This window comes from Clostridioides sp. ES-S-0190-01 (assembly GCF_020658275.1).
In the GTDB taxonomy this organism is placed as follows: domain Bacteria; phylum Bacillota; class Clostridia; order Peptostreptococcales; family Peptostreptococcaceae; genus Clostridioides.
In genome coordinates, this window is the sequence record NZ_JACVWA010000044.1 from 223125 (window position 1) to 240451 (window position 17327).

16 protein-coding genes and 3 tRNA genes are annotated in these 17327 nt (G+C 29.9%); all 19 read right to left on the minus strand.

Features of this window, described 5'->3' with window-relative positions; genetic code table 11:
• Positions 1-6: 6 nt before the first annotated feature.
• The gene (locus IC214_RS18235; RefSeq protein WP_227434536.1) at positions 7-801 is read right to left on the minus strand and encodes an ABC transporter permease subunit; all 795 of its coding nucleotides are present in this window, start codon (positions 799-801) and stop codon (positions 7-9) included.
• Positions 802-809: 8 nt separating this feature from the next.
• Entirely contained in the window at positions 810-1685 is an 876-nt protein-coding gene (locus tag IC214_RS18240; RefSeq protein WP_227434535.1) for an ABC transporter permease subunit, read from the minus strand.
• Entirely contained in the window at positions 1675-2892 is a 1218-nt protein-coding gene (locus IC214_RS18245) for an ABC transporter substrate-binding protein (protein WP_227866867.1), read from the minus strand. Before IC214_RS18245 ends, IC214_RS18240 begins: the two co-directional genes overlap by 11 nt.
• Before the next feature lie 23 nt (positions 2893-2915).
• Positions 2916-3512, minus strand: a complete 597-nt coding sequence (locus tag IC214_RS18250; protein WP_227866868.1) for a CDP-alcohol phosphatidyltransferase family protein — start codon at positions 3510-3512, stop codon at positions 2916-2918.
• Between the two features lie 28 nt (positions 3513-3540).
• Positions 3541-4698: a (Fe-S)-binding protein gene (locus IC214_RS18255; RefSeq protein WP_413926678.1), complete on the minus strand. Its 1158-nt coding sequence runs from the start codon at positions 4696-4698 to the stop codon at positions 3541-3543.
• 106 nt (positions 4699-4804) lie between these two features.
• Positions 4805-6637 carry a glutamine--fructose-6-phosphate transaminase (isomerizing) gene (glmS, locus tag IC214_RS18260; RefSeq protein ID WP_227434532.1) on the minus strand — a complete coding sequence of 611 codons (1833 nt, stop codon included), beginning with the start codon at positions 6635-6637 and terminating at the stop codon, positions 4805-4807.
• A 267-nt stretch (positions 6638-6904) separates the two neighbouring features.
• The gene (gene glmM / locus IC214_RS18265) at positions 6905-8251 is read right to left on the minus strand and encodes a phosphoglucosamine mutase (RefSeq protein WP_227866869.1); all 1347 of its coding nucleotides are present in this window, start codon (positions 8249-8251) and stop codon (positions 6905-6907) included.
• A gap of 170 nt (positions 8252-8421) precedes the next feature.
• Positions 8422-8979 (minus strand): 2-oxoacid:acceptor oxidoreductase family protein, encoded by a 558-nt coding sequence (locus IC214_RS18270; protein ID WP_227434530.1) that lies wholly within the window; start codon positions 8977-8979, stop codon positions 8422-8424.
• Positions 8980-9732, minus strand: a complete 753-nt coding sequence (locus IC214_RS18275) for a thiamine pyrophosphate-dependent enzyme (protein ID WP_003420710.1) — start codon at positions 9730-9732, stop codon at positions 8980-8982.
• Complete coding sequence (locus tag IC214_RS18280) at positions 9732-10811, minus strand: 3-methyl-2-oxobutanoate dehydrogenase subunit VorB (RefSeq protein WP_227434529.1); 1080 nt, start codon at positions 10809-10811, stop codon at positions 9732-9734. Before IC214_RS18280 ends, IC214_RS18275 begins: the two co-directional genes overlap by 1 nt.
• Before the next feature lie 29 nt (positions 10812-10840).
• Entirely contained in the window at positions 10841-11056 is a 216-nt protein-coding gene (locus IC214_RS18285; RefSeq protein ID WP_227434528.1) for a 4Fe-4S binding protein, read from the minus strand.
• A 42-nt stretch (positions 11057-11098) separates the two neighbouring features.
• Positions 11099-11776: an ATP-binding protein gene (locus IC214_RS18290; RefSeq protein ID WP_227434527.1), complete on the minus strand. Its 678-nt coding sequence runs from the start codon at positions 11774-11776 to the stop codon at positions 11099-11101.
• Positions 11766-12845 (minus strand): butyrate kinase, encoded by a 1080-nt coding sequence (gene buk, locus IC214_RS18295; RefSeq protein ID WP_227866870.1) that lies wholly within the window; start codon positions 12843-12845, stop codon positions 11766-11768. Before buk ends, IC214_RS18290 begins: the two co-directional genes overlap by 11 nt.
• Before the next feature lie 21 nt (positions 12846-12866).
• Positions 12867-13769 carry a phosphate butyryltransferase gene (gene ptb, locus IC214_RS18300; protein ID WP_227434525.1) on the minus strand — a complete coding sequence of 301 codons (903 nt, stop codon included), beginning with the start codon at positions 13767-13769 and terminating at the stop codon, positions 12867-12869.
• Between the two features lie 303 nt (positions 13770-14072).
• The gene (locus tag IC214_RS18305) at positions 14073-15257 is read right to left on the minus strand and encodes a CdaR family protein (RefSeq protein WP_227866871.1); all 1185 of its coding nucleotides are present in this window, start codon (positions 15255-15257) and stop codon (positions 14073-14075) included.
• Positions 15254-16093, minus strand: coding sequence for a diadenylate cyclase CdaA (gene cdaA, locus IC214_RS18310; protein WP_227434523.1), 840 nt, complete (start codon positions 16091-16093; stop codon positions 15254-15256). The genes IC214_RS18305 and cdaA overlap by 4 nt, the downstream gene beginning before the upstream one ends.
• Positions 16094-17034: 941 nt before the next feature.
• Positions 17035-17108 (minus strand) — tRNA-Arg (locus IC214_RS18315).
• Between the two features lie 9 nt (positions 17109-17117).
• A tRNA-Gly gene (locus IC214_RS18320) sits at positions 17118-17192 on the minus strand.
• A 10-nt stretch (positions 17193-17202) separates the two neighbouring features.
• Positions 17203-17279, minus strand: a tRNA-Asp gene (locus IC214_RS18325).
• Positions 17280-17327 lie beyond the last annotated feature (48 nt).

The following is a 17327-nucleotide window of genomic DNA, read 5'->3' on the forward strand; positions in this document are numbered from 1 at the left end:
ATCGTACTAAAATAGCCTTGTATTTTGAATATGCTTATAGTTCTTTTTTACATTGTATTCTATTATTATCAAGATAAATAAACTTATTATTAAAAAGAGCATACTATACAAAGATGCGATTGTCCTGTCTCCACTTTGTATATATGGAAACATAATCATTGGATAAGTTATGACACTACCTCCCCCTATAAGAAGAGTCAAAAAATATTGACTAAAGGATATTATGAAAGACATACTTGATGCACCCAATATCCCTGGCAAAATCAAAGGGAAAGTTACATATCTAAATGTATTAAATCTACTTGCTCCAAGTACTTTCGCTTGTATTTCTAAATTATCACCTATTAATTTATAAACATCTGTTATTATTCGAACTGAATATGGTATACATGGAAGTATATTTATAATAATTACTCCCAAAATATTATTGGCCAGACCTATTCTAATAAATGCTATATGTATGCCCATAGCAACAGATATTAGTGGAATTATAATTGGAGACAATATCAGTAACTCACAAAACCTTTTTCCTTTAAAGTCATATAGTGCTAACGCTTTAGATGCTGGTATACTTAATAAAATAGTAACTAAGACTACAGTTATTGATATTATAATACTTCTCAAAATGATATTCAGATTATTTATATCCAAAATATATCTAAATCCTCTTAATGAAAATTCCTTAGGTAAAAGATTTGGAAATGGCCATGTATTTACAACTCCCCATATTAACAATAATATTATAGGAGCTATAATAACTACAAACATGATATTAAGAATTATATTAAATTTTTTACTCATAGATACTCCTATACATTATATTTTGATATTTTATTAAAAAATCTATCATAAATTATTAATAGTATAAAACTTATTCCAGATAATACAACATTGATACACATTGAGATTGGTCTTTGCATTAAATCTGAACTAGAATAACTCAGATATGCTTGAACTGGTAATGCTTTTGGAGTTGATGCACCTATTAAAAAAGGTACTTCAAAAGAACCAAATGAAAAGGCAAAAATTATTATAAATGAAGAAATTATTGTAGGCATAGCAAGCGGCAACACTATATATCTAAACGTTTGAAGTTTACTTGCACCTAAATTTATAGACACTTGTTGTAGATTATCATTTATATTTTTCAATATATTATAAACCATTAGTGTTATATATGGTATTCCTTTCCACAAATAAACTGAAATTATCCCTATTCCATTTTTATCAGAAACCATTGGTATAAATTCAGATGAATCCTTTATTATATTGAAAAAATAAAATACTCTTGAAACTATACCTGTTTGAGAAAATATTATAAATACCAATAATACAGCTATTATATGTGGAACTACTAGCGGAACATTTAGAATCATATATCTAACTTTAGAAAATTTATTTTGAGACATTATATATGCTAAAAGTATACCTATAATAATAGCCAAAATTGATGACACTAAAGAAATCTTCAAACTAAAGATAAGAGATTCTAAAAAATTAGAATCTCTAAAAATTTCTCTATAATAATTTAATGTAATTTGCTCAAGACCAATCTGAGGAAAAAATCCTAGACTTTGTGAGATGCAATTTATAATTCCTACACCCATTATAAGTATCAGGATGATAGATACAGGTGCTATTAATAAATATGGAATTATTTTATCATTAATTATTTTACTTTTCACTTTCTAGTACCTCTTTAGTCCATATTTTTTCTATTATTGGAACTATTCCCGCTTTTAATTCTGGAACTGAATTTTTTAATACTATAGTTTCACTAAATTTCTTAACATCTTCACCTGGAATCTTCTTCATATCTAAAACAGATGTATCTCCCCAATTTTTAGTTTCTGTCTTAGAGGATTGTGCATCTATACTCATCAAAAAATCTATTAACACTATTGCACCTTCTTTATTTTGAGAATTATCTGGTATAGCAACAAAATGTGTGTTACTTATATTTCCTTTTTCAAATTCTATTGCTTTTGTAGATTTGCTAAACTCTCCACTTTCTATCCTTCCTAATAATACATTGGGAGCATAAGTCATTGTAAAATAGGTTTCATTATCTGAATACATATTATCTAACTGAGAAGATGTCGCAGGATAAGTTTTACCTTTATTCCATAAGTATGGTTTTATTTCTTTAAGATACTCCATAGCAGGTTGTATGACTTGTTTTACTTTATCTTCATCTTCTGGTAAATTTTTTACTTTATCATATCCTACTACATCATATATTATATTTCTAACAAATGCACTTCCTGTAAAATCTGGTGGGGCTGGATAGGTAAATTTTCCAGGATTAGATACAATTACTTTTTTTAGTGTTTTTGCATCAGTTATTTTTGTATTAATCTTAGATATGTCTGTTACAACTGCAAATTGAGATTTACCCCAAGGAGCTTCCATCCCCTCTACCTTAACTCCAAAATCTGTAGTAATATCTTCAGAAGATGAATCAACATACTTTTCATAATTAGAAAGTTTCTCTACAAAAGGTCCAAATAGCAATTTATTCTCTTTTGCTGTTTTGAAGTTTTCTCCATTTATCCAAACCACATCTATAGTACCCTTAGCATTTCCAGCTTGTTTTTCTGACAATAGTTTATTAAGAATGTTTTCTATATCCATTCCTACTCTTTTTACAGTTATGTCATAGTCTTCTTTCATCTTTGGAATTACATAACTATCAAACCATTTATTCATTACTTCATTTCCACCATATCCATAAAAGTTAACTGTTGTACCTTTTGCAGATTTTAAAATCTCTTCATTGCTACTTTTTAATATATCTTTTTGAGGCTCTTCTTTTTTATCGTTATTTGAACACCCTACCAATCCAAATACGAGCCCTAAACATAATAATATTGTTAATATCCTTTTTTTCATTTTTTCCCCTCTCAAAAATTAATTTATAATATTTTTTTTGCTTCTAGTAGTCTTTGAACTGCTGTAAATAAAACGACTATAGAAAATAGATTTGCTATCGTTCCAATATAACTTTGAAATAAAATCATCAAAGTAAAAAGTATAAATCCCTCACTCCTTTCAGCTACACCAGCTTGATAATAAAATGATTTCATACCTTTTTTATCAGTTAAGGCCCCAACAGTTAAAAATATAGTCATTGACATAAGAATACTACTTAAAAGAATCATTAGATTTAACCTTACATCAATCATCTTCAAGCCAAATACTAAAATCATACTTATTTCTACTATTCTGTCAAAAGTAATATCCATTAATGTTCCAAATAAGGATGTTTTATTACTACTTCTCCCCATATCACCATCTACAGCATCTAGGTATCCTGAAACCCATAATGTAATTATTGCTAGCACTTTCATATCGAGATATATAAATAAAGACGTAGATATTCCAACTATAAGTGCTATTATTGTCACGTTATTTGGAGTTAATTTAAGTTTTAAAAAGAACTCTGCTCCTTTGATTATAAATGGCTCTACATATTTTCTTGCATGTGTATCTAACATATTATTTCCTTTCATTAGCTTATATACTTTTTATGGGAATTTATTAAGTTTCTATATTCATCTTCTTTGCTACTTCTATTCCTTTATACCTTGTACTCCATTTTTTAATAGATGATGTTTTTTTCTGGGTTAATTTATTTTTGTTTATAACATCAACATCAAAAATTAAATCTAATACATGTAGTACTTTTTTATCTGCCATTAACATAGACTCACAACAAGATTGACAGTATGAGATTACATAATCTGTTTTTTCATTATTTGCTCTATTTTTGGTCTGGTTTATAGCAACTTCATTATTAGTAACTCTTACCATACCTCCAGAGCCACAACACTCTGTGTTTTCTCTATTTTTTTCAAATTCAATTATTTTTATTCCCATAAAACCTAGTATATATCTGACTGATTCATGTATATTATGCTCATTTCTTATAGGGCATGGGTCATTTAATAAAAATTCCTGATTTAAATCATCATAATGATTTTTTAGATTTTCTGGAAGTCCATATTCTTTTATCACTTCCCATATTGAAGTCACTTTTATATCACTATTATTTCTTATAGTATTAAAACAATTTGGACAAGTTACGATTACTTCGTCTATATCATTTTCTCTAAATAGCTTGTCTATTTTAGAATAATATTTATCAAATTTATTTGTATCTCCCATAGCTAAAGTTGGCTTTCCACAACATTCAAAAGCTAAGGATATATTTTCTATATGATTTTCTAAATATTTATATGTTGCTAATACTAAGTCACTACTATAGCTAGAAAGGCTACATCCTGGAAAAAAAATCTTTTTGGTGTTTTTTTTAATAAATTTTTTTGAGAATAATGAAGAGAAACTATTAGTTTGATGAAATTTTATTGTTCTATATCCTATATCATTTAATTCTTTTTGATTGCTATGAAATATTTCTTTCCTTACATCAAAAAACATTTCTTTTAAATCTATATCTTTTGGACACTCTACCTTGCATATTCCACATAACATGCAAGAATATGGTATATTTTTATTTATTGATTTATTTTGCAAAATGTCTATCATAAGTTCTCTTGGTGAGTCTCCAAATTCTTTCATCATAGGACATACCTTAAAACATTTTTTGCAATTTATACAATCATTGTTATTTTTTTCGATTTTTTTTAACGTCTCTAATTTTAACTTTACCTCTTTTATACAAATACACCTCCATATTGATTAATAGCTTTTTTCTATAATAAAAAAACTCATTCTATAAAATTATAACAAATAGAATGAGTTTTTTCTAATAGATATTATCTATGCACTTTTTAATATATTTTTATTCAACCGTTACTGATTTAGCTAAGTTTCTTGGCTTATCTACATCACAACCTCTTAATACAGAAACATGATAAGCAAGTAATTGCATTGGTACAACTGCTAATATTGGTGATAAAATATCATCTGAGTTTGGTATATAAATTATTTTTTCAGCAGCTTTTTCAACGTCTTTATTATGACTTTGAGCAATTGCTACAACATAAGCTCCTCTTGCTCTTACTTCTTCCATATTAGAAACCATTTTTTCAAATAATTTTTCTTGAGTAGCTATAGCAATTACAGGAGTTCCTTTTTCTATTAATGCTATTGTTCCATGTTTTAATTCTCCTGCTGCAAAAGCTTCTGCATGTATATATGATATTTCTTTTAATTTTAATGAACCTTCCATTGCTAAACTATAATCTATACCTCTTCCTAAATAGAAAGCATGGTCAGAGCTAACAACTGTTTTAGCAACTTCTTTTATATATTCTTCATTATCTAATATTTCTTGTATTTTTGATGGTATTTCTTTCATCTTAGTAATCATACCATCATAAAACTCTCTAGTTATTGTTCCTTTTTTAATAGCAAAATCTAAAGCTATCATATATAAAGAAGTTATTTGAGTTGTATATGCCTTAGTTGATGCAACTGCTACTTCAGGTCCTGCCCAAGTATAGAAAACATCATCTGATTCTCTTGCTATAGATGAACCTACAACATTAGTTATTGAAAGTATTCTTGCTCCTTTAGCTTTTGAATCTCTTAGTACTGCTAAAGTATCTGCTGTTTCACCAGATTGGCTAACTAATATTACTAATGAGTTTTCATCTACAAATGGGTCACTATATCTAAATTCTGATGCTATATCAGTTATTACTGGTATATTTACAAATTTTTCTATAGCATACTTACCAAGTAATCCAGCATTATATGCCGTTCCACAAGCTACTATATAAACTTTATTTATTTTATCTAAATCTTCTTTAGAAATATTTATACTATCTAAAATTATATTTCCATTATCATCAAGTCTTCTTTCTAGAGTTTCTCTAACTCCTGTTGGTTGCTCATGTATTTCTTTTGACATAAAGTAATCATATCCACCTTTAGATGCAGCTTCTACATCCCATGTTACATGGAATACTTCTTTTTCTACAACATTTCTATTAGAGTCATAAATTGTTACATTTTCATCTTTTAGGTGAACTATCTCTCCATTTTCTAAGAAATAAACATCTCTAGTATATTTTAATAAAGCAGGTATATCTGATGCTATAAAGTTTTCGCCTTCACCCACACCAACTACAAGAGGACTATCTTTTCTTACTGCAACTAATTCATTTCCATGTTCTTTACATATAACACCTAATGCATAAGCTCCTCTTAATTTTGATATAGTTTTATATACAGCGTCTAATAAGTTACCTTCATAGTATTTATCTACTAAATGTGCTATTACTTCTGTATCTGTTTGAGATTCAAATTTAACACCTTCAGAAATTAATTCTTCTTTGATTTCCATATAATTTTCTATTATCCCATTATGAACAACTGCTATTGTTTTAGCTTGATTAAAATGAGGATGTGAATTTACATCAGATGGTTCTCCATGAGTTGCCCATCTTGTATGTCCTATTCCCAAATTTCCATCAATAGGATTTTTTTCTAAATCTTCTGCAAGCACAGAAAGTCTACCTTTGAACTTTCTAATATTAAGTTCATCACAATTAGAACCATTAACTGCTACACCTGCTGAGTCATAACCTCTGTACTCTAGCTTAGAAAGCCCCTCTATGATAACTTCTGCTGCCTTTCTACTTCCTAAATATCCAACTATTCCACACATTATTTGTGTCCTCCTAAAAATATTATTTATATATTTTAAGAGTTAGGTCATATAAGTTTACTTTGGCTTCCCTTTGTCCATAGGATTACTCCTATTATTTAAAGAAGTCTTTCGATGGTAAACACACCGCAGAGCATCCGCCGACAATTCGATTAACTCTGACCTCGTCAACTTAGTTCCAATAATACTTAATTCTTGTGCCTATAACTAAGTTCTGGCGCTTAGAAAGGTGTCCTCAGGGTTTATATCTGAGAATACCCTTATAAATTACGATAATTTTTCTTGTATAAGATTAGCTAAATTTGTTGCTAATTCTTTTATTTGACCTTCCTCTTTACCCTCTAACATAACTCTAACTAATGGTTCAGTTCCTGATGGTCTTATTAAGACTCTACCATTTCCATCTAAAATAGATTCTATTCTTTCTATTTCAGCTTTTATTTCTGGATATTCCATATATTTGGTTTTATTTTCATTTTTTATTGTTGCATTCACTAGTACTTGTGGATATTGACTCATTATTGATGCAAGTTCTGATAAAGGTTTCTTTTCTTGCAATATTATATTTGCAAGTATTAAAGAACTAAGAACTCCATCTCCTGTAGTATTGTAATCTAAGAATATCATGTGTCCAGATTGTTCTCCACCAAGATTATATCCTTTTTTAGCCATGTCTTCTAAAACATATCTATCTCCAACTGCTGTAGTAGATAATTTTATTCCATTTTCTTTTGCAGCTATTGTTAATCCTATATTACTCATAACTGTAACTACTAAAGTATCTTGTGCTAATTTATTATTTTTCTTTAAATTTAAAGCACTCAATATCATTATATGGTCTCCATCAACAATTTGACCCTCTTCATTTACTGCAATTAATCTATCAGCATCTCCATCATACGCAAGACCTAAGTCAGCATTATGTTCCAAAACAGCCTTTTGAAGTTGTTCTGGATGTGTAGAGCCACATTTATAATTTATATTGTTTCCATCTGGTGAACTATTTATTGAAATTACACTTGCTCCTAATTCATCAAATACTAATGGTGCTACTTTATACGATGCACCATTAGCACAGTCCAAAACCACTTTTAATCCTCTAAAATCAGTGTTAATTATTGATTTTAAATAATCTACATAATCTCTTTGTGCATAATGCTCATGTAATCTTCGTCCTACATTTTCACCAACTGGCATACAATCTACTTTAGCCATGTCATCTATATATTCTTCTATCTTTAATTCTATTTCATCATCCAATTTATATCCATTCTTATTAAAGAATTTAATTCCATTATATTCAACAGGATTATGAGATGCAGATATAACCACACCACAATCAGCACCATATTTTCTAGTTAAATATGCAACTGCAGGGGTTGGTATTATTCCAACAGTAATAACATCACATCCAACAGACATAAGACCTGCTATTAAAGATGCCTCCAGCATATCTCCTGATATTCTAGTATCTTTACCTACTACTACTTTTACTCTATGGTCTCCTTGAGCTAAAACAAATCCACCAGCTCTACCAAGTCTATATGCTAAGTCACATGTTAATTCTGTATTTGCTATTCCTCTAACTCCATCTGTTCCAAAATACTTTCTCACTAAATATTCTCCTTTCATAATTGAAAAGCTTGTAATTTGTATTATATTTTTATAATTCATAAAATACTATTATATTCTTAATTTCAGTCATAAAAATATTTTAATACTTCTAAGCAAAAAAGACAATAGAAATAATTCTATTGTCTTTTTTTTGACATCTTTTTTCTTTATTAGTTAGTTGCTCCGCAACATGTAGCATCCATACCTTTTTGTAAAGCTGCTCTGTTTAATGGAACAAATTTTTCTTTTCTAGGTCCGAAAACTTTTTTAAATGCTTCTAATACAGACTCTATATCCACTGTATCAGCTACTTTTAAGTAAGCTCCTAGCATTATCATATTAGCAACTTTATCATTACCTAATTCAACAGCTAATTCATTTGCTGGGATATAATAAACATCTACATCTGTTCTTTCAACTTTTTCTTTTATTAAAGAGCTATTTACTATTATTTTTCCACCAGGTACAACATCATCTTTAAATTTTTCAAATGCTGGTATATTTAATAATATAGCTGCAGTTGCATCATTTGTTATAAGTGGAGAACCAACTGGTTCACTAGATACAGTTACTGCACAGTTTGCTGTACCTCCACGCATTTCTGGTCCATAAGATGGTAACCAAGAAACTTCTTTACCTTCTAACATTCCTGCATAAGTAAGTAATTGTCCCATAGACATAACACCTTGGCCTCCGAAGCCTGCACATATTACTCTAGCTGTAGACATTTACTTCACCTCCTCAACTTCAACATTTTTGAAATTTCCTAATGGATAGTATGGTATCATATTGTCTCTTAACCATTGTAAAGCATCATTTGGAGCTAGTCCCCAGTTTGTAGGACAAGTAGATAATACTTCTACTATTCCAAATCCTAATCCTGCTTGTTGAACTTGGAATGCTTTCTTTATAGCTTTTTTAGCTTGTCTAACATGAGCTGGAGTATCAACTGCTACTCTTTCTACGAATACAGCTCCTGTTAATGTAGCTAACATTTCACTTACTCTTATTGGATAACCTTGAGTTTCAGCATTTCTTCCTGATTGAGCAGTAGTAGCTCTTTGTCCAACTAATGTAGTTGGAGCCATTTGTCCACCAGTCATACCATATGTTGTATTGTTTACAAATATAGTAGTTATTTTTTCTCCTCTAGCAGCTGCATGAACTATTTCAGCAGTACCGATTGAAGCTAAGTCTCCATCACCTTGATAAGTGAATACTGTGTTTTCAGGATGAACTCTTTTTATTCCTGTAGCAGCAGCTGGTGCTCTACCATGAGCTGCTTCTTGAGTGTCACAGTTAAAATATTTATATCCTAAAACTGAACATCCAACTGGAACAACACCTACAGCATCACCTAATACTCCTAATTCTTCTAATACTTCACCAACTAATCTATGGATTATACCATGTGTACATCCTGGACAGTAGTGAGTTTGAGTATCTTGTAACCCTTCAGTTTTCTTAAATACAACAGCCATTATCTAGCACCTCCTGCAACCAATTCTCCGGCAATAATTTTTTTAGCTTTTTCAACTATTTCTGCTGGTGTTGGAGTCATTCCTCCTGGTCTTCCATGGAAGTAAACTGGTAATTTACCTTCTACTGCCATTTTTACATCTTCCACCATTTGTCCCATACTCATTTCAACAGTTAATATGTTTCTAGCACTAGGGATTTGATCAAATGCTTCAAATGGGAATGGCCATAATACTTTAGGTCTTATAAGACCTGCTTTTATTCCTTCTTCTCTTAATATATCAATTGCGCTTTTCACTATTCTTGAAGTAGTTCCATAAGCTGCAAATATAAATTCAGCGTCTTCTGTTTTGTACATTTCATATTGTACTTCATTTTTTTCCATTTCATTGAATTTAGCTTCTAAGTGCCAACAGTGATCTTCTAATACTTCTGGCTCTAAGTATAAAGAGTTTATTACATTAGGTACTCTTTTTCCTTTAGTTCCAACAGTTGCCCAATCTTTAGGAGGCAATTCTCTTTTCTTTTCAGGAGCTTTGAATTCAACTGGCTCCATCATTTGACCTATCATACCATCTGCAACTACCATAACAGGTGATCTGTAGTAATCTGCAACATCAAAAGCTTCCATTATCATGTCAACAGCTTCTTGAACTGTAGCTGGTGCGAATACTGGAGTTCTGTAGTCTCCATTTCCTCCACCTCTTGTAGACATAAAGTAGTCAGCTTGTGAAGGTTGTATACTTCCAAGTCCTGGACCACCTCTCATTACGTTAAGTACAACACAAGGAACTTCTGCTCCTACTGCATATGTTATACCTTCTTGTTTTAAAGCAACTCCTGGTGAAGATGAAGAAGTCATAACTCTTGCTCCTGCACCTGCTCCACCATAAACCATGTTTATCGCAGAAACTTCTGATTCAGCTTGAACGAACGCTCCACCTATTTTAGGTAACTCTCTTGATAAATATTCTGGTAATTCACTTTGTGGAGTTATTGGGTAACCGAAGAAATATTTGCAACCAGCTTCTATAGCTGCTTTTCCAAATGCTTCGTTACCTTTCATAAGTATCTTAGCCATTAAAATTCCCCCTTAAATATTAATTTAAATTAATCTCTTTCTACTGTTATAACTACATCTGGACACATAGTCGCACAACTTGCACATCCTATGCATTTTTCCATTTCAGAAACAGTTGCTGGGTTATACCCTTTTTTGTTTATTGTGTTTGAGTCTAATTGTATGATTTTTACTGGACATGCTTCAACACATAATCCACAACCTTTACAACGTTCTTGATTAAAAGATACTTTTCCTTTAGCCATTTACCTAAGCCTCCTTAAACTTTCTATATATTTGAGCTCAAACTACATCCAGTCTTCTCTCATATATAATTTTATTGGAAAAATTTCTCCTTCTAAATCTTTTGGTAATTGTTCAACAAGATTTTCTAAGCATGCAACATATCTTATAGGTATATTACATTCCTTAGAAACTTCTTCTGCGACTTTTTGACCTCTTAATACATCATCAATAGTAGTAAATCTAATAAGATGAGTATTATTAATTAGACCTGTTACCTTTAGTTTAGAAGATTTTTCTATTTCCTTTATATATTGGATAACTTCTTCAGAAGTTTGAGTTTTCTCCCTATTTGCATTTATTACAAAAAGCATGTCATAGTCGCCTTCTTTTAATAAATGACTAAATCTTCCTATAACTCTAGCACCTACATTATCTCCGCCTAAGTCTATAACAGAATTGTATGAATGATCAACCATAGGTGACATTACTTCTGCTGATACTGCTGGTAAATCTAATGTTGGAGCATTAATTGAACTATCTATTGGTTGTATACCTAAAGATTTCATTAACTCTTTCTTTTCTCTAGTTCTAAAGTATACATTCACCACATCCAAATCAGCTATAGCAACTTTGCCAGAAACCATATCTCTTAATTTAACAACATAGTTCATCGCAAATTCACTTTTACCACTTCCATAGTGACCTGTTATGATTCTTATTCTTTTATCATTAGTTATCATAAACTTGAGCCTCTTCTTCACCAATTAAAACTCTAAGTCCACCTTGAGCTAATGCAATCATTTCATCTTCACCTGGATAAACTTTTACATCTGCTATAAATTTAACTCTATCTGCAATCATATCTGTAAACATTTTTGAATATGCGATTCCACCAGTTAATAATATTGCTTTTACATCTCCCTTAAGAACTGCTGCATTAGCTCCTATTTCTTTAGAGATTTGATATGCCATAGCTTCATATACTAATTTAGCTTTTTCATCACCAGCTTCAATTCTTTCTTCAACTTCTCTAGCATCATTAGTATTTAAATATGCAACTAATCCACCATTACCTTTTATTTTCTTTTTAATTTCATCTTGAGTATATTCTCCACTGAAGCACATTTTCACTAATGCTCCTACTGGTAATCCACCACTTCTTTCTGGAGAGAAAGGACCTTCTCCATCTAATGCGTTTGCAACATCTACTATTCTACCATTTTTATGAGCTCCAACAGAAACTCCTCCACCCATATGTGCAACTATAAGATTTATATATTCATATTTTGCGTTTATCTCTTTAGCAAATCTTCTTGCTATTGCCTTTTGATTTAAAGCATGTACTACACTCGCTCTACTTATTTCAGGCATACCAGAAATTCTAGCAACATCTTCTAGTTCATCCACAACAACTGGGTCTACTATGTATGAAGGAACATTAACTTCATCACCTATTTGTTTTGCTATTATACCACCTAAATTTGAAGCATGTTCTCCTAAAACTCCTACTTTTAAATCTTCTATCATAACATCACTTACTGAGTAAGTTCCACCTTTTATAGGCTTAAGAAGACCACCTCTACCTACTACAGCATCTAAGTCAGATGTTTTTACTCCACCCTCTTTTAATGCTTCTTCTATTACTTGTTTACGAAATTCAAATTGGTCTGAAACCTTCTCATACTTTCCTATTTCTTCAGAAGAGTGTCTTAGTGTCTTTTCAAATACTAAATCCTCATTATCAAATACAGCTATTTTAGTTGATGTCGAACCAGGATTTATTGTTAAGATTTTAAATATTTTGCTCATTTGCCTATTTCCCCCTTAAATTTAAGCCTTTGCTGCCATTAAAACGCCCAAGGCTATTGAGTTAAGCTTAGTTTCTTCACTATCTGCTCTAGAAGTTAATATTATTGGTGCTTTAGCTCCAACTATAACTCCTGCATTTTTTGATTTTGAGAAAAATACTAAAGCTTTGTATAATATATTGCCACCTTCGATATCTGGAGCCAATAATATATCAGCTCTTCCTGCTACAGGATGATCTATACCTTTATGTTTAGCTGCTTCTAAAGACACTGCATTATCTATTGCAAAAGGTCCACCAACCATACAACCTTTGATTTCTCCTCTTTCATACATTTCTTCAAGTTCTTTAGCTTCAACTGTATCTTTCATTTTTGGATTTACTTTTTCTTTTGCGCATATTGCAGCAACTTTTGGTTCGCTTATATCTAATGAATGTGCTACTGTGCAAGCATTTTCTATGATTTGCTTTTTAGTATTTGTATCAGGAGCTAAGTTCATAGCTGCATCAGTTACGAAAAATAATCTGTCATACCCCTCTACATCAAATACTGCTACGTGGCTTAATACATTACCAGTTCTAAGACCTACTTCTTTGTTTAAAACTGCTTTTAGTATTATTGATGTGTCTACTAAGCCTTTCATTACCATATCGGCTTTTCCTTGTGAAACTAATTCAACAGATTTTAGAGATGCTTCTGCTAAATCTTTTATATCTATTACTTCATAATTTTCGATATCCATGTCTATGCTTTTTGCAATTTCTTTAGTCTTTTCTATATCACCTATTAAAATGGCATTTGCTATTTTTTCTTTTCTAGCCATTTCAACTGCCATTAAAACTTCTTTATCTTGACAACATGCTACTGATATAGTTTTAGGTCCTCTTTCTTTTGCAAACTTAATTACTTCTTCAAAACTTCTCATGCATTTCCACCTCATCTTGAATTTTTTGAAATAGAACTTTTATATCTCAATTAAATTATAACTCGTTCAGCAACGTTTTCCTAGGGATAATTGAAATATTTAATTCAAAAATATTTATTTAAATCTATTTATCAGTCTTTTTTCATATATCTAACACTTTTTAGATTTAACAAATATCTCATTGTCCTTATTTTATAATATAACTAAAATAAACAAGATGCAACAAAAACATAAAATTAACAAACTTAATTTTATAGATTTTTTTGTCGCATCTTGTAACAACTAAATATTCAAAATATTTGTTCATTCCACTTCAACAATATTAGGTTCTATATTTATTTTTTTAAATTGATATGTTGTTTCATATTTTATTTTATATTTACTATTTTCAGTAGGTGCTTCTGATAAATCGATATATAACGAAATATCTTTTTTATTTAGCTTACTTAAATCTTCTGTTGATTCTACAACAACTTGAATATCTCCAGTAAAAATTATACTCGGATTGTCCATATTTGCTGGAATATTTCTTAACATAATATCTTCTGAACTATATACAAACTCAGCATTTAATTGTTTTGTTTCATTTAGTTTTATAGTTATAGAGCTATCATCAATAGTTATTCCTTCTGGAATCTCTAGACTCACTTCTTTTTCCTCTCCATTAGCTAAATCAACTAAATCAATAGGTTTTGTCTTAATATAATTTATTTTGTCTATACTTTCTTTTTTACCTTTTATGCTAACTTCATCTTTACTTAATTTATAATTTTTCAATGTATTATTATCTTGATTATTATCCTTTAAATCTACTCTTATTGGTACAGTTTTTTCTTTTAATAATTGTACACTTGCTGTTACAGAATTTGAACTTAGTGTCACACCTTCAACCTTAGTTCCATCACTATTTAAAGGTATTAAATCCAATTTTTTAGAGAAATCTTCTGTCTCATTACCTACATTTAGATTAGCTCTTATATTCTTAACTTCCTTAACTAGACTCATTGGACCCGATATATCGACATAATTTTTATTCAGTTCAATTTTATCTATATTTCTTTTAGAATTTCCACTTACTTCTACCTTTATATCTCTTTTTTCTTTTATATTTTTCTCAAGATTTACTATTAAAACGTCATGCTTAAATTCTAAAGTAACACCTTGAGGAATATTTGCTTTTAAATATACTTCCTTCTTACCTTGTATTGGGTCTTCAACAGTTCCATATACATGTATATCTTCTTTTTTAACTTTTTGTACCTTTGATAAACTACCTTTTATATACACATCTGCTGTTAATTTTTCGTCTGGATATATAACAAGATTTTTATCATTTAAATCACTCATATTACTTATAGATACAGGTATATCTTCAAACCCTCTAGTTTCTTCAGGGTCAACTACAGCCATGACATACATCCATAAAGCAATTGCACTTAAAAATGATATTATTTTTATTTTGGTATTATTTTTTAGTCTATTTATCATTTAAATATACCACCTTTGAAAAAACTTCTTGTTTCCGTATTCGTTTTTAGATTACTACGTAATATATTCATCATTCTTTCTCTAGAAATATCTCTATATAACTTACCAGCTTTAGCAATTGATACGCCTCCAGTTTCCTCTGATACGATTAGTGTTATACAGTCAGATACTTCACTTACACCTATTCCCGCTCTATGTCTAGTGCCTAAATCTTTACTTAAATCTTTACTCTCTGTCAACGGCAAGAAACATGCAGCTGCCTTTACCTTAGAATCTCTAATTACAACAGCGCCATCATGTAATGGTGTATTTGGTATAAATATATTTATCAATAATTGCCTAGAAATTTCAGCATCAATTATAGTTCCTGTATTTATTATATCACTTATTCTGGTTTCTCTCTCCATTATGATAAGAGCTCCTATTTTTTGTCTAGAAAGTGAATATAAAGCTTCTACAATCTCTTCTATAGTTCTATTAAGAGTTTCTTCTGAAGTATTTACATTTTTTCCAAATAAATTAAACTTTGCTCTTCCTATATGTTCAAGTCCTGCTCTAAATTCTGGCTGAAAAATTATAAGAGCTGCTATAACTCCATAATCCAGAGCCTTAAGAGATATCCAATAAACGGTATGCAATTTAAAAGTGTTACTAAGTTGAGTTGCTAGCAAAAGAAATATTATACCTTTAAATACTTGTTCTGCTCTTGTATCTTTTATAAACATAAATATTTTGTAAAAAATATATGCTACTATGGATATGTCAATTAAATCATATATACTCATTCTTAATATTATATTAAAAAATTCATTTAAAAAAGAATTTATATCTAACACAGTTTTATCCTCCTGTTCGATAACTTCTTAATTATTTACACTATGTATTATACTATATAAATCTAACTCTATACAAACTATTTAACTTTTGTGTAAATAATTCTATTTTTATAGATTGAGATTGTTAAATAATCTCTAAATACATTAAAAATATTGCTCATTAAATATATATTTTTTATTAAAGTTAAATCTAGTTTAAATAATTCAAATCATCAAGGCGCGAATACAAAATAGTACTCGCGCCTTGATGCAATTTTATACTATAAAATCTATTTCAAAATACATATTATTTTTCAATATATGTTTGCTACAATAAATTTAATAATCTATTTATTAATTATATAAAATTGTAACATTATTTCTATATTTCTATTAATATTATATTAGTAATATTATTTTTATCTTATACTAATAATTTACCTTATAAATAATTTATATCAAGTTCTATTAATATCTTATTATGTATCTTTTCTAGAAATTATCTTTTATTATAAAAATAATTAAAACAACTTATCTATTTCAAAGTCATAGATATATTACTTATAAGTATAACAATTCATTTAATACAATAATCTACAAGCACTATATTATCAAGTATTTAGAATCTCTAGTATTTCATAGTAGATTTCATCGTTCTTTTTCAGTATAAGAAATTAATTTATAAATTTAAATAGTATTTTAATATCTTAGTACTATAAAGTATACAGTATAATGTATATGAGCCTATTTACTAATTAATTAAATCTATGCAATAAATCTTTCTATAAACTTCTTGTAGACTATTATACATTACCATTAATATGATTACAATATTAATGAATATAATGTAACTCTTATATAATTTTATATTTATAAAGAAAAAGACACAGGTGACATGCATTTATCCTGTGTCTTTTTAAACAATATAAAAGTTTACTATAAATATAGTAAACTTTTCTTAATGAGCGCACAGGGATTCGAACCCCGGACACACGCCTTAGAAGGGCGTTGCTCTATCCAGCTGAGCTATGCACCCAAATCATTATGGAGCGGGAAACGAGATTCGAACTCGCGACTTCAACCTTGGCAAGGTTGCGCTCTACCACTGAACTATTCCCGCTTATTTAATTTGGCGACCTGGAAGGGGTTCGAACCCTCGACCTCCAGCGTGACAGGCTGGCATTCTAACCAACTGAACTACCAGGCCGCAAATGGTGGGACCAGCAGGGCTCGAACCTGCGACCCCCTGCTTGTA

Coding starts and splice junctions, on each gene's coding strand:
- IC214_RS18235 (WP_227434536.1), bottom strand. CDS start 801: ATGAGTAAAAAATTTAATATAATTCTTAATATCATGTTTGTAGTTATT.
- IC214_RS18245 (WP_227866867.1), bottom strand. CDS start 2,892: ATGAAAAAAAGGATATTAACAATATTATTATGTTTAGGGCTCGTATTT.
- IC214_RS18250 (WP_227866868.1), bottom strand. CDS start 3,512: ATGAAAGGAAATAATATGTTAGATACACATGCAAGAAAATATGTAGAG.
- glmS (WP_227434532.1), bottom strand. CDS start 6,637: ATGTGTGGAATAGTTGGATATTTAGGAAGTAGAAAGGCAGCAGAAGTT.
- IC214_RS18270 (WP_227434530.1), bottom strand. CDS start 8,979: ATGTCTACAGCTAGAGTAATATGTGCAGGCTTCGGAGGCCAAGGTGTT.
- IC214_RS18275 (WP_003420710.1), bottom strand. CDS start 9,732: ATGGCTGTTGTATTTAAGAAAACTGAAGGGTTACAAGATACTCAAACT.
- IC214_RS18280 (WP_227434529.1), bottom strand. CDS start 10,811: ATGGCTAAGATACTTATGAAAGGTAACGAAGCATTTGGAAAAGCAGCT.
- IC214_RS18285 (WP_227434528.1), bottom strand. CDS start 11,056: ATGGCTAAAGGAAAAGTATCTTTTAATCAAGAACGTTGTAAAGGTTGT.
- IC214_RS18290 (WP_227434527.1), bottom strand. CDS start 11,776: ATGATAACTAATGATAAAAGAATAAGAATCATAACAGGTCACTATGGA.
- buk (WP_227866870.1), bottom strand. CDS start 12,845: ATGAGCAAAATATTTAAAATCTTAACAATAAATCCTGGTTCGACATCA.
- ptb (WP_227434525.1), bottom strand. CDS start 13,769: ATGAGAAGTTTTGAAGAAGTAATTAAGTTTGCAAAAGAAAGAGGACCT.
- IC214_RS18305 (WP_227866871.1), bottom strand. CDS start 15,257: ATGATAAATAGACTAAAAAATAATACCAAAATAAAAATAATATCATTT.